This is a genomic window from Acidovorax sp. 22279 (assembly GCF_052045435.1).
Lineage (GTDB): Bacteria > Pseudomonadota > Gammaproteobacteria > Burkholderiales > Burkholderiaceae_C > Acidovorax > Acidovorax delafieldii.
This window is the reverse complement of the sequence record NZ_JBQEOV010000022.1, coordinates 1-12,644: the sequence shown is the minus strand read 5'-3', so window position 1 is coordinate 12,644 and position 12,644 is coordinate 1. Positions and strand designations below refer to the sequence as shown.

Annotated in this window: 11 protein-coding genes, 1 pseudogene and 1 other annotated feature; of the genes and pseudogenes, 5 read left to right on the top strand and 7 right to left on the bottom strand. The window is 55.8% G+C overall.

Annotated features, from left to right (window positions below):
• Position 1 precedes the first annotated feature (1 nt).
• From ACTJKQ_RS22405 to ACTJKQ_RS22380, 6 genes are all read right to left on the bottom strand, one after another.
• Entirely contained in the window at positions 2–931 is a 930-nt protein-coding gene (locus tag ACTJKQ_RS22405; protein WP_440598108.1) for a type IV toxin-antitoxin system AbiEi family antitoxin domain-containing protein, read from the bottom strand.
• A gap of 1,096 nt (positions 932–2,027) precedes the next feature.
• Positions 2,028–2,276 carry a hypothetical protein gene (locus ACTJKQ_RS22400; protein WP_440598107.1) on the bottom strand — a complete coding sequence of 83 codons (249 nt, stop codon included), beginning with the start codon at positions 2,274–2,276 and terminating at the stop codon, positions 2,028–2,030.
• Positions 2,277–2,288: 12 nt separating this feature from the next.
• Positions 2,289–2,471, bottom strand: coding sequence for a hypothetical protein (locus ACTJKQ_RS22395; protein ID WP_440598106.1), 183 nt, complete (start codon positions 2,469–2,471; stop codon positions 2,289–2,291).
• Positions 2,472–2,921: 450 nt separating this feature from the next.
• Positions 2,922–3,593 carry a YkgJ family cysteine cluster protein gene (locus ACTJKQ_RS22390; RefSeq protein ID WP_440598105.1) on the bottom strand — a complete coding sequence of 224 codons (672 nt, stop codon included), beginning with the start codon at positions 3,591–3,593 and terminating at the stop codon, positions 2,922–2,924.
• Positions 3,577–4,278 carry a hypothetical protein gene (locus ACTJKQ_RS22385; protein ID WP_440598104.1) on the bottom strand — a complete coding sequence of 234 codons (702 nt, stop codon included), beginning with the start codon at positions 4,276–4,278 and terminating at the stop codon, positions 3,577–3,579. The genes ACTJKQ_RS22390 and ACTJKQ_RS22385 overlap by 17 nt, the downstream gene beginning before the upstream one ends.
• A gap of 19 nt (positions 4,279–4,297) precedes the next feature.
• Positions 4,298–4,450: a hypothetical protein gene (locus tag ACTJKQ_RS22380; protein ID WP_440598103.1), complete on the bottom strand. Its 153-nt coding sequence runs from the start codon at positions 4,448–4,450 to the stop codon at positions 4,298–4,300.
• Between the two features lie 1,077 nt (positions 4,451–5,527).
• On the opposite strand from ACTJKQ_RS22380, the gene parA reads away from it, so the two are divergent.
• The 4 genes from parA (at position 5,528) to ACTJKQ_RS22360 (ending at position 11,166) form a co-directional block, all read left to right on the top strand.
• Entirely contained in the window at positions 5,528–6,202 is a 675-nt protein-coding gene (gene parA, locus ACTJKQ_RS22375) for a ParA family partition ATPase (RefSeq protein WP_440598102.1), read from the top strand.
• Positions 6,203–6,211: 9 nt separating this feature from the next.
• On the top strand, positions 6,212–7,219 hold the full coding sequence (locus tag ACTJKQ_RS22370) for a ParB/RepB/Spo0J family partition protein (protein ID WP_440598101.1): 1,008 nt from the start codon (positions 6,212–6,214) through the stop codon (positions 7,217–7,219).
• A gap of 1,456 nt (positions 7,220–8,675) precedes the next feature.
• Positions 8,676–10,034, top strand: coding sequence for a RepB family plasmid replication initiator protein (locus ACTJKQ_RS22365; RefSeq protein WP_440598100.1), 1,359 nt, complete (start codon positions 8,676–8,678; stop codon positions 10,032–10,034).
• 124 nt (positions 10,035–10,158) lie between these two features.
• On the top strand, positions 10,159–11,166 hold the full coding sequence (locus ACTJKQ_RS22360; protein WP_440598099.1) for a type IV toxin-antitoxin system AbiEi family antitoxin: 1,008 nt from the start codon (positions 10,159–10,161) through the stop codon (positions 11,164–11,166).
• A 25-nt stretch (positions 11,167–11,191) separates the two neighbouring features.
• On the opposite strand, the gene ACTJKQ_RS22355 is transcribed toward ACTJKQ_RS22360, so the two are convergent.
• Positions 11,192–11,611, bottom strand: a complete 420-nt coding sequence (locus ACTJKQ_RS22355; protein WP_440598098.1) for a hypothetical protein — start codon at positions 11,609–11,611, stop codon at positions 11,192–11,194.
• Between the two features lie 79 nt (positions 11,612–11,690).
• Here ACTJKQ_RS22355 and ACTJKQ_RS22350 point away from each other — a divergent pair.
• A pseudogene (locus tag ACTJKQ_RS22350) lies at positions 11,691–12,644 on the top strand (IS3 family transposase); the annotation flags it as partial.
• Positions 11,969–12,085: a sequence feature (AL1L pseudoknot), on the top strand. Its footprint overlaps the pseudogene before it by 117 nt.

Genomic DNA, 12,644 nt, shown 5'->3' with positions numbered 1-12,644 from the left:
ATCAGTCTCCTGTTTCTTCTTGGTTTTGCAGGGACGGAACGTTCACGGACAGCATCCATTTTTGCGAGAAGCTGGCTGCGTATTCGCCCTGGGGGTCCAGCATGCGCGAGCCGCCCCGTTGCACCGCCTTCAGCCAACCTTCCAGCATGGGATGCTCCAGTTTGCAGACTTCATCGAGCAGGAATCCAGCACGCACCTTGTCGATGGACTGGCCATGGCGGTCCACTTCCTCGACTATCAAGGAGAGGTAACGGGCTGCATACTCGCGGTAGGTGTCAATCACATGCTGGATGCCACCGCAGTTGTCGGGTTCTCGCAGCATGTCCAGGAAAGTCCGTCCCAGGGTCGCTACCCGGAGGGGGGGTGATTTGATGATTTTGAAAGCCCCGCGCTTGGACCGCCGCAACAGGTGAACGCGCACGCCCTCCACGGAGGAAAACGGCAAGAACCGCAGAACGGGGAGCTTGGCGGCCAGATAGTCATCGTGGCGGGAGCCCAGGTCCTTGCGCATTTTTTCTGCTGCAAGGGTTTTCCACTCGGCTGCGGGAGGTGTGCAAAGGAACAGCGTCTTCGGAAACCGGTCCGTGAGGCCATGAAACTCCATGGCACTCAGATGTGAGACATATGCAAAGGGGTCCACGGAGCATGCCACCTCTGCTGGCGGCGATTTGTGGCGCCCGAACAGATGAAAAACGGTGGCGCTCTTGAATTCCTTGCTGGGACTCAGCAATTTGTAGGAGCTCAACCTGCCCACCACCGCGTCATACAACGCCGGCGTCGTTGTGGAGTCCTGCTCACCGCCCAGCTCAAAGAGCAGCGTACCCAGCTCGTAGTCCGTCAGGACAGGCCTTGGCCATGCCGAAATGCGGTCGGCGATAGCTCCGGCCACCGCATCTACCTGAGCAAGAATTTTCGAATGGTCGGCTGGCACTGGTACAATCTCCGTCCTAAGGACGGAGATTGTACCAGTGCCATGACGAAAATGCAGCACACTGCAAATTTGTGGCTTTTTTGCGACAGTTGCGTACAGTTACAATACGTCCTGAGGACGTATTGTAACTGTACGCGCATCGCTAACATCTGTGTCCAATTCACTGGGCACCACAAGCTGCGCCTTCAGGCTTTTGTGTCGCCTAAACACCGCTTCCAGGTCGCTCGCTACGGTTCTTCATGTGTCGGCGCTTGAGCCCGCGCTGGTTGATGCAGGGACGCTCGCTCGTACAAAAAATCTTCACTGACGCATAAGCCACCGACGAAAAGTCGTGCCAAGAATTCCGTAGAGGCGCGACGACGAGTTCGCCGCCCCGGTGACGCGTATCTCAACTTGATGGCCCCCTCTGACAGGCTCACCTCCGCAGGGATGGATACGGCCTGGAAGTTGTTGTGGTCAAAAACGGCTCCGATAGCCACAAATATCTCCCTTGTGTCGCACAGTTCCGTGCAAGTCAGCAGAACTTTTATGTTCGCACATTGGTGCGTCGGCTAGCCCCTCATGGTCCGGTAACCCTGGTCAACAGCGGCCAGTGCCGCTGGAATCCACGCGGATAAGTCCTCGGCATCTTGGCGCGACTGAAAGAGTACGAGTAAATACGCGTCGAGAGGACGGACGTACAACGGCGGGGTTTGCAGGGGACAGTTGACGCGCTGAAACCAGTCGTCCCCCATCACGCAAGGCATCCAAAAATGGGGCCAGACGTCTGAGTGACGCAAATCACCGGCTTGCCCCTGGAATTCGAATGTCTTGTCTTCAAGACACACCACCAAAACTTTCATATGGGCCCCTCCCATCAGATTGGGCTGTCGCTTTCCGCCCCAGCGCGCCACTCATGCTGATGTTCGACTGGGCGCCAAGGTACTTCTACATTCCTGGCTTGCGCCTACGTGGTCAAACAACGTTGAGAGTCACCACCAACCTGCGGGCTCAGGCACAGCAATTGTCGCGAGAAGAAAACCCCAATAAATACAACCACTTCGACCATAAAATAACGCCAGGTACTTTTAATTACCCAATGTAAACGGGTGCTCAATCAAATTACCGTCAGACGGGCCCCCTTCTCAATCTGAGCAACCACCGTGTCAGTTGCGACCAACCCGCGCCACTCCGCTGGTTCGTACAAAGAAAAGTTCAGTGGGCGCATCAGTTTTACTTCGACACTTTGCAGCGCCGCAGATAACTCGATGAACGGCGCACTGCCGATGACGATAAGGTCAATATCGCTCATAGCGTTATCGGTGTCGTCACGGCGCAGCGGTTGGAAAATCGTGTGTGTCTGCATTTCGTCATGTCCTCAGGACGTGATGCCGAACTTGGCGGAAAGCTTAGCAATCCGCTGTTCACGCTTCACCTCGGCCGCGTGTGATTCATCGGTTGCCAGATCGGGGCGCACCGCAACCGATGTGCAATAGCGCTCGCTCATGCGGACCAGGCCCACCAGCTCGCTCAGTTCCTTGCGCATGTTCTCGAAAACCATAGAGCCCCATATTCCGTTTCAATCTTCGCCTGGGTCAGATCCAACGTAGTCGGATCAATGACCAGGGCAGCACTCGCTTCTATGTGCTTGACCACATCAGCCTCGCTCAGACCCTATACATCCAGTACGCGAGTTGCCAACTGGTGCTCAAGGCCACCTACTGAGCGCTGCTGAGAGCTTGCACCCTAGAGGCTCATGAATGCCCGCGAGGGGAAGGCAATGGCAGGGAGTACCTTGCTTACCCATTGCGGGGCGGGAAAGCGCCCCATCGAGACCCGTCACATCGACGCCCGCGCGATCCGCAATGGCGTCAAGACCAGGAATGGGGATTCCCTTAGGGTACGGACAGGTAGCCAGTACCGCGCCGTTTCGGTACCAGCACATGAACGTTGCTCGCCGCCTACGACTAGAGCAGCACGAGATGACTGCTTTGCAAGGCCTGGCTCACGGCTACTCAGTCTTTGGGAACCAGTTTCTGATGTCGTCGTAGTCCTGGTGAGCCCCAAGGGTGACAACCGAATCGACGTGGTGTTCCTGAGTGTTCAGGTAGGGGACATTGATGGTGCCGCCCTCCACGAGCTGGCACAGCAACGCGTCCTCGTCCATGTTCAGGAGAAGCCTGCACTGAAGGGGTCGGCTTGAGTAGATGCCGCATCCATTATCCTTCAGGAAGGTACAGGGCTTGCCAAACGCTTCCTGCGTTGCCGCCTTGTAGCTCTCGCTGTCCTCATCCACGTTGGCCATTGTGTACTTCCCTGCCAACAGGTTCATCGGCGCCCCGGTTTCCTTGGCGATGACCAGGGCCTCGGCTCTGGAGATCATCACGGCGATATGGCAGCAATGTGAGCACCCCTTGCGGCATGCCGCCAACGGCGCAGCACTGCCCGTGACGCTATCAGCCGCCTTGCGCAGCCATGTCACCCGCTTGGCCACGGTGCCGGCCTTGGCAGCTTGGTCGAGGAGCCGGGATTCCTGCCTGCGATCCACACCTTTGAGCGTCTGCAGCTTGGCCTCCACGCGTTCGTGCAGGCCCTCCCAACGGCGCTCGATGCGCTCCATGACCTCGGGGGTTGGGGGTTGAACCTGCCCACCGGGCACCAGGAATTCACTGTCGGCCGTCATGGCTTTGCCCCTTCTCCAATAGGTTCGAGGCCTTCAGTCTGTACTCATCCACAAGGCCTTTGAGCTTCGCAATCGCTACAAGCCCCAAGGCATTAGCCAGCACCTCGGCGCGGGTCGCCAGGGCCTCAACCCTCTCCACCTTGTTGCCCAGCGCGATTGCTTTCTCCTTCGGGTTGATCTCTTTAAGGCTGTCCTCCAAAGTCTGCTTTCGCAGAAGCTCCTCATCGGTGATGTTGGCCAGGCCATCCAGCACTTCGAGCTCATATGGCACGTAAGCAAAGTCGTCCTCGCTGTCCAGGCAGGCACGCGCACAGCGAGTGTCAAATATCGACAGTGCCGACAGCTCCTTGGATGACTCTCTACCTTGCTGCCATACAAATTCATCAATCTGGCTATTCACACATACTGTGAAAGTTGTCTGAGCGTTACCCATTTTTGCTCCAGCCACGTTGGCGTTGGGGAGGATGTCGTGACTGATCGCGAGCCCTGCACGTTTGAACACCCGTGAGTACCCAGACTTTCCGCTTCCGTCGGCGCCATAGATGACCGTCAAGCCCTTGGCTTCAGCTTCCAATTGTTGGTTTTCAGCGATGGCGTTTACGTTGCGCATATTCTTGATGACCAGCCACTTGGTCTCTGTCTCAGCCTGGATCTGCGTCGGTATCTGGCCTTCTGCAAGCGGCAATGGATCCCTTGTCTCTAAATCAGGTAGGCCATGTGCTCACCTTGAGCAGCTCGTAAAGGTCATCTTGATCGGCGGGGACAAGCTCTTTCTTGGCCAGCAAGCGCGCCACAGCGTCACTCTGCCAGGCCTGGAGCCCTTTTGTCCAAGCCAATAGTTCCTGCATCAGCGCCATGCGCGCCCGTCTTGTTGGTCCTGCGATTCAGTTTACCTACTGAGACTGGATCTATTGGGAGTTCAGTAGCCTTCTTGAGCGTGAGAGACTGACCTCAGGGGTGGACATGGAGAAAACTGGCACGCTGGGCGGAAAAAGCATCTTCGCTCGGCCCGCCTGAATGGAGTTGCCGCTTCCGCCGCCCCTCCACTATCTGCTGAAGCTCGCCACCGGGGTCAGGCTCTAAGAAACCGCAATGCCTTGATTTGGTCAATGGCGTTGGTGATATAGCACTCCGCGGGGCCTCAACCCATTGCATTCACCAAAATGATGAGCTGCTTGAGGCCCCTAGCCTTTCAGTCAGTCTTGATGGCATGCACTGCCCGTTGAGGCCCAACGCATTGCTACGCATGCTCTTACCCACCTTGTGTCGATGCAATTTGGTTCCTCGGCCAGTTCAATGAGCAGGATGACCTGAGTTACAGACGATCGTGGAAGTATCTGGCGCCGGGGCTTTACCGCAATGACGCTTCGCCTTTGATCCACCGCAAGCTCTCCATCTCGACGGCACCTGCACAACATTTCATAAAAGCCAGTGTTGCGCCAAACAGAGCAACCCCAACCACAACGCCCAAGAACTTTCAGCGCTGAAAGTTCACCCTTCGCCCTTGCACCCAGCAAATCCCTAAAAACAAAATTAAAATATATACATGACCATATAAATTCCAAAAAAAGAAATTAATTCGCCGACCGACCCTTCGCACACACCGGCGACGTCACGTCATGCCTTATCTTTCGGCGCCCAAAACCCACAACCAACACACCATCACCACACAACTGCACCGCTCGCCAGTTAGCACAAAGAAAATCCCGATCAGCAACCACCCTTACGTCAGCTTTCAGCGCTGAAAGTCAGACCACAAGTACAACTCCGTCGCTACAGAAGTTACGCCACCGATAGCATGTTTTTGATAAGAATTAATGGAGATTAGTTATGAATTTGTGGTGATTTTCATCTGCGAATAGTACAATCCCATTCGCAAAGAATTCGGCGAGACTTTCAGCGCTGAAAGTCAGCCAACCTATCAGGAGTAGGCAATGACAGCAAAAGTGGTCACCGTGTTTAACCAAAAGGGCGGCTGTGGCAAAACAACCATTGCGATGAGCCTCGCCGGATCATTCGGGCTTCGCGGATATTCGTCACTTGTCGTAGACATGGACCCGCAGGGGACTGCCAGCCGCTGGGCAACTGCCGCCCCTGAAGAGCGGCCATTTCCAGCTTCTGTGATCAGTCTTGCTCCGATGGAGGGAAAGATGCACAGAGAAGTAAAAAATCACATCGATAAATTTGACGTGATTTTCGTAGATTGCCCGCCGGCAATGAATTCTGCAGCTCCCACTTCGGCCATGTTGATCTCTGACTTGGCTCTCATACCGTTGGTCCCAAGCCCGGCGGATATCTGGGCGGCGGAGTCTGCTAAGAAATTGGCTGAGGCAGCGCAGGCCAACAACGAAGAGCTTGTCGCACGGGTCGTTGCTAACATGGTCCAGCGCTCTACTTCGTTAGCCAAAGAGCTGCTTGAATTATTGGACGAAGATAAAGACTTTCCTCTTCTAAAAGCGTCCCTGGGTTCGCGTGCGGCATTTAGAGAAGCCCAGATTCTTGGGTCAACCGTTCATCAAGTTCCACGCGCCACCGTTGCAGTGGAAGAGGTGGAGTTGATGGCAGAGGAAGTGCTTCACCTTTTGAATCTTCCCTCGCGCAAAAAATAAGGACAGAAGATGATTTCCAAAGTCGACCGAAAAGCCGCCATGCGAGCGTCCCTCTCAGCAGAGAAGCGGGATGTAAATGCGCGGTTTGCCGCAGCAGATGCCGTGCTTTCCGAGCGTCCAGGTGGTCTTGGAGGTGTAGCCCCCCCCTCTGTCGCCTTCGATGACGCACCGGCTGGTCGGACTTTCAGCGCTGAAAGTCTCCTCCCAGCGCAGCAGCGAATTGTGGCCGCCCCTATCGATAGAGTGCACGAAAACCCGCTGAATGCCCGTCACATCTATGATCCTGACATCGTCAAGGAGCTGGCGGCGTCAATTGCAACTCGTGGCCAACTCGTTCCAGCGTCCGCAATCGCGCATCCTTCTATTCCAGGTGACTACCTGCTAATCGATGGCCACTACCGGAAGAAGGCGCTGGCTGCAGCTGGTCAACACAGCATCAACCTGGTGATCCGCCCACACGAGGGTGATCTCGAACTCTATCGCGTGAGTTGGGTGCTCAATGAGGAGCGTAGCGCGCAAAGTCCCTTGGACAATGCATTCGCGTGGAGAAAGTTGCTTGATAAGGGCCTGGTCCAAACTGAGTTGCAGATCGCTGAGCTCTTGGGCGTGTCGCTATCGACGGTGAACAAGACCATAGCGTTGCTAAACCTTCCGACTGCTGTGCTCGACCGAATGCGCGATCGGCCAGAGAAGTTCGGCGTATTCGTTGGCTATGAGATCACGCTTGCCGCCAAGAAGGTGAGCGAGACCGAAGTGCTTGCATTGGTAAATCGCATCATAGAAGAAGATCTGTCGTCGCGGGAGGTTGGTGCGATACGCGCAAAACTCGATACTGGCGATAAGCGCAAGCCCAAAGAAACATCGCGCCAATACAAGATCCAACACACTGGCCAACAGATCGGATTCCTAAAGGAATGGGACTCAGGAAAGGTCTCACTTGAGGTCGTGCTTGCCGACCCAAAGGAGAGGGCGGCACTCGTTGCCGAACTAAGAACCCGATTTGGCCTGGCTGACTGATCGAGAACTCAGTCAAAGGTGAGCCTCTACAGGGAGAGAAAAACGCTCCCTAAGAGGATAAAGGGCCCATAGGGCGGTCTGAATACTCCGTAAAGACGCGAAAAGGGGGTGACTGTCCTTCCCACCTCAAACCGAGGCCTTTGATAGCCCGTATCGACCCCTTCTGCTCTGTAAGGTGAGTCTTTACGGGGAGTGTCGATCCACCATTGTTTCAGCAGTTGGCCTACACATCCGTCACCACCGCCGGAGTGCAGTGCCAGAGATGACCGGTATACGTCAAACATCAAAAGGTGAGCCTTTTCAGGGACCAGTCGCAGCCGTCAGCGCGCAGGACTAGGGGAGGGCATTCGGACACCCTGATATGGATTAAGGTGAGCTTTTACGGGGGGCCAAAGCCAAGTCTGGAGACCGGAGCGGAGTGCTTGCAGTCTGCATTCGGCGGAACATCACGCTGAAGCAGGCAAAAGCGCGATATGGACGCCTACTTCATTGAGTCAAAGTGCATGTAACGGTCAAAGGTGAGACTCAACAGGGACTCGAAGAGGCAATCTCATGAGATTTCAGAGAATAGAAGTGCGTACTCACACTCTCGGAATAGCCCATAAAACTCTATCTTGCTGAAAAGGTGAGCCTCATCAGGGACCATCGCGGATGATGGTTCTAATAAGCGTAGATCGCACAGCTATCTTGTACAGATAGGGTATAGGTGAGCCTTTACGGGGAGTAGTGGGCCTGATGAAATCTAGGTGGTCCATCTTGTAACCGGTGAGCGAAGCAAGAGTTGTCTTCGGTTGGATCTCGTCTGGTGAGCTCTTACAGGGACCAAGGAAGAAATGCTCTACCAAAGGGCAATAGCGCACGGCTGTACTCCTTCTTCACTCTGGTGAACTGGATGTCCTGCATTGGAATTCACTTGCTAGGCATGCACGCTATTGAGAGTTCTTTGTATTGAACATCCTTGGAAACCTTAAATACAATTTAAACATCGCGAAACCTAAGCCCCATGCGCTTTTCCGGCTGATGAGGGGAGTGGATTCGGGGACTAAGGTGAGCCAATACGGGGAGAGAGGTGAGTGTCCCCGGGGACACGTAACATCTATGGTGAGAACCTACAGGGACTGTAGGTGAGTGGATTCAGGGGCAAAGTGGCCAAAGGTGAGCTTCTACGGGGTGTGGGCTACACGGTAGCTCCTTGGAGCGCGCCTAGAGCTGATGAACTTTTTCTTGGCGAGCTAGCATCCATCTGATGATCACGTTGGCCGGATGAGCGGTCTGCAGCTCAGCGCTGCTCAATCATTGGTTTGCCTCATCACCTACGGAAAGGTGAATCTGCCACAAACCGATACAAAGGTGAATCCTCGACGCTTCCATCGAAAGGTGAGAGAATCTGGCGAAAATTTCACCGATAGATCCGGTTGCATGGCAGCGCGCACCAAGCACTGGTCAGGAAAGGTCGATGCCGATGGCGAGGAAGAGCAAGGCGAAACCTGGGGAGGTCATCACGATCGACGCCAGCGATGTGAGAGAGTTTCGCAAGACCAATGAAGCCATTGGTTTGCGCGTCGTAGAAGGCAATCTCTCGCTGCTCTCTCGGAAGGTATTCAATGTGATGATGTACCACGCTCAGGAGATGAAGGTTCCTGGGCTCAATGCACCGATCAACACAGCTGCAGCCAAGAAATACTTCTGGATTCCGCTTTCTGACCTTGCCAGGGACGCGGCCTATGACAGCAAGGACGTGCAGTACCTGAAGAAGCAGCTTGAGGAAATGCAGAACATCAAGCTGCTCATGGAGAACGAGCGACAGTGGACAAGCGAGCGACTGGTCTCTTCGGTCACTTTGGTCAACCCAGCTGGTTTGAACAAGCATGCAGGCCAGGTGTGGTTTGGATTCGCTTTTCCTCCTGAGGTGCACGAGCAGGTGATGGCGCCGAGCACCTACACCCGGCTCTCGATCGTGTACCAAAGCTCGCTCAAATCAGGGTCTGCCCTTGCCCTGTATGAGATTTGCCGCCGCTATGCGACCAATCCATCCAAGGTGACGTTCGTTCAGACTTACGAGCACTGGTACGGTGTGATCACCGGCAATCCTATTTCTGACTCGACACCGCCCGTCTACAAGTATTTCAAGCGTGACACGCTGAGGCCCGCCATCGCTGAAATCAACGCGCTCACTGACATCAACATCGAACTGATTGAGCACAAGAACGGCCGGCGCGTCGAGAAACTGCAGTTCAAAGTCGAGCAGACAAAGCAGGCCCAGCTTGAATTCCCGGCGCCGCCCATCATCGACACGGAACTCATGACGAGGGTGATGAAATTCGGTTTCAGCCAAGCGGATGCTAGCGACTTGGTCGCGCAGCACAGTGATGACCTCCTGCGCACTGCCATTTCTCGGGTAGAGGCACGCGCAGAGTCGAAGGGAATGACCCCGCTAGAGACCCCCGCAGGCTACTTCCGCTGGACGCTCCAGGACTTGGTGCGTAACCCGACTCCTGTACCTGCACTGGCATCACCCAAGACGGCCTCGTCATCGAGCAAGGCGAGCGGTCGCAGTGTGATGGAGCGGTTTCTTGCCGCCAGGGCTGTTGAGGCCCTTGGGGTCTACAAGGAACTTGACGATGGCGAGCGCAAGGCTCTATTCGAGGCGTTCAAGGCACAGAACACCAACAAGACGTTAAAGCTGGACAAAGGGCTTGATAGCGCGGCAGTCCGTGGCATCTTTGCGCCTTGGTACGCCAAACAGTTGTGGGGAGAGCCGACTGCCCAAGCGCTGGCTCAGTTTATCGAGGAGTACGGAGCTGCGTCCAGTTAGCCAGCGATGGCTGGAGACGTACCAATTTCTGCCGCTTCAGCTCAGTACCCGGGCTGGAAGATGATTGCATTCGTATGATGTTCAGATATTATTAATGTTCACGTAACGTGGACATTGAAAAAAAATGGACGACCAAGGCATCATCGAGAGTGCTTTAGAGGCAATAGCGCCTGTGCTGCAGTTCGAGGCTCTGCCAAACCTATCCTCGAGCGCGACCCGTCTCAAGGCGTACATACAAGATGGGGAAGAGTACCTCTTTGAAGCGCAAGTACGCTCAATTGATCGCATACAAGCGCTCCGCATCTTCAAAGCCAACGAGCCAAAAAGCCTAACTGCACAGAAGTGGAACGGAAAGCAGTTGCTTATAGCGCCCTACATCTCCCCGACCATGGCAGATGAATGTCGGCGGCTCCATCTCAACTTCATTGATGTTTCGGGCAACGCCTTCATACGAGTGCCAGGTTGCCATGTGTTCATCACGGGAATCCCCCGCCGCAGCGAAGCCCAGGCCAAGACTACGATCGGTATGTGGACCAGGCCGAGTGCCTTGCGTGTCATCTTCAATTTGTTGACGCAGCCGAGGCTGGTCAACGGCACTCAACGAGAGATCGCAGAGGCGGCTGGTGTATCGCTAGGTTCTGTGGGACCAGCCATCAAGGATCTCGAAAACCTTGGAGTTTTGAGCCGCGGTATCGATAGTCCACGCCGATTGCTCAGTGCAGACACTTTGGAAACGGAGTGGGCCACACACTACCCGGTGGCCTTGCGCGACAAACTCAATGGGAGGCGGTACAAGCCGCTCACGGATTCCTGGTGGAAAGACGCACAGTTGGACGGAGAGAAGGCTCAATGGGGTGGCGAAGTAGCTGCGTTTCATCTGACAAGCTTCATCAAGCCAGTAGCAGCAACGATCTACAGCAAGATCCCCCGTGCAGACCTTATGGTTCTCTATCGCCTGAAGCCTGATCCCCAAGGCTCAGTCGAAGTGCTCGATGCCTTTTGGCCACTCAGCAAGAGTGCTGAACATCCAACGGTGCCTCCACTGCTGGTCTACGCGGACCTTTTGAGTAGCCGAGATGATAGAAGTTTTGAGGCAGCCCGACTGGTCCAGCAAAGGCTCCGAGATGCTTGAGGTCGCGCGCGAGAGGCCTCTCGATTCATTCTTGCTGGAGATACTCCAGCAAGCGCACCACGCCGCCACCGAGCAAGGCATCGAGTACTTCGTTGGTGGCGCACTCGCTCGCGACATTCTTTTGCACCACGTCTTCGGAGGAGGGATAGATCGGGCCACGTTGGATGTGGACATCGGTGTGTACTTGCGCGATTGGGACGAGTTTCACAAATTGCGGACTCGACTGATTGAGACCGGGCGATTCTTCGCCGTTGACGGAGGTCCGCATCGCCTGCACTTCGCCAGGCAGGGAGGCGTGCCGCTTGATCTCATACCGTTTGGAGAAATCGAGGACGACGACCAGCAAATCGCTTGGCCGCCAAACAACGACGTAGTACTCAACGTTGCTGGCTTCGAAGACGCGCAACGGTTCGCTGTGCCTGTCTACTTCGGTGGCGGAATGCACACGCGAGTCTGTTCGCTACCCTCATTGTCTGAACCGCCCCGGGATTTGAGGAGGCTCCAACTCTTGAGAAGATGGAGCCATGAACAAGTCACCGAAGTTCTCCCCAGAAGTCCGCGAGCGCGCCGTGCGCATGGTGCAGGAGCACCGAGCCGACTACCCGTCGCTGTGGGCAGCCATTGAATCGATTGCGCCCAAGATTGGCTGCGTGCCTCAGACCTTGAACGACTGGGTCAAGAAGGCAGAGGTTGATAGCGGCCAGCGCCCCGGCACCACCACGTCAGAAGCCCAGCGCATCAAGGAGCTGGAGCGTGAGGTCAAAGAGCTGCGCCGGGCCAATGACATCCTCAAGACGGCCAGCGCGTTTTTCGCGCAGGCGGAGCTCGACCGCCGATTGAAGTCTTGAAGAACTACATCGACCGCCACCGTCACGACTACGGGGTCGAGCCCATCTGCCGGGTGTTGCAGATGGCCCCGTCGTGTTACTGGCGCCATGCCGCTCGCCAGCGCAATCCACAGTTGCGCAGTACACGCGCCCAGCGTGACGAGGGTTTGAAGTCCGACATCCAGCGCGTGTGGCATGCCAACTGGCAGGTCTACGGAGCCGACAAGGTCTGGCTGCAGATGAACCGCGAGGGCATCCGGGTGGCGCGCTGCACGGTCGAGCGGTTGATGCGTGCCATGGGCTTGCAAGGAGCACGCCGTGGCAAGACGGTGCGCACCACCACGCCAGACACCTCGGCGCCGTGTCCGCTGGACCATGTCAACCGACACTTCAAGGCCAGCCGTCCCAACGAGCTGTGGGTGTCGGACTTCACCTACGTCTCCACCTGGCAAGGCTGGCTGTACGTGGCCTTCGTGGTGGACGTATACGCCCGGCGCATCGTGGGCTGGCGGGTCAGTCGAAGCATGCAAACGGACTTCGTGCTGGATGCGCTGGAACAAGCCCTGTTCGAACGTCAGCCTGCGGCCAATGCCCTGACGCACCATTCCGATAGGGGCAGTCAAGGCGGATTCAACCGGTCGTCGCAACACC

Bases quoted from the DNA above. Each gene is read 5' to 3' on its own strand.
- ACTJKQ_RS22400 (WP_440598107.1), bottom strand. From the start codon at position 2,276: ATGCAGACACACACGATTTTCCAACCGCTGCGCCGTGACGACACCGAT.
- ACTJKQ_RS22395 (WP_440598106.1), bottom strand. From the start codon at position 2,471: ATGGTTTTCGAGAACATGCGCAAGGAACTGAGCGAGCTGGTGGGCCTG.
- ACTJKQ_RS22390 (WP_440598105.1), bottom strand. From the start codon at position 3,593: ATGACGGCCGACAGTGAATTCCTGGTGCCCGGTGGGCAGGTTCAACCC.
- ACTJKQ_RS22380 (WP_440598103.1), bottom strand. From the start codon at position 4,450: ATGGCGCTGATGCAGGAACTATTGGCTTGGACAAAAGGGCTCCAGGCC.
- parA (WP_440598102.1), top strand. From the start codon at position 5,528: ATGACAGCAAAAGTGGTCACCGTGTTTAACCAAAAGGGCGGCTGTGGC.
- ACTJKQ_RS22370 (WP_440598101.1), top strand. From the start codon at position 6,212: ATGATTTCCAAAGTCGACCGAAAAGCCGCCATGCGAGCGTCCCTCTCA.
- ACTJKQ_RS22365 (WP_440598100.1), top strand. From the start codon at position 8,676: ATGCCGATGGCGAGGAAGAGCAAGGCGAAACCTGGGGAGGTCATCACG.
- ACTJKQ_RS22360 (WP_440598099.1), top strand. From the start codon at position 10,159: ATGGACGACCAAGGCATCATCGAGAGTGCTTTAGAGGCAATAGCGCCT.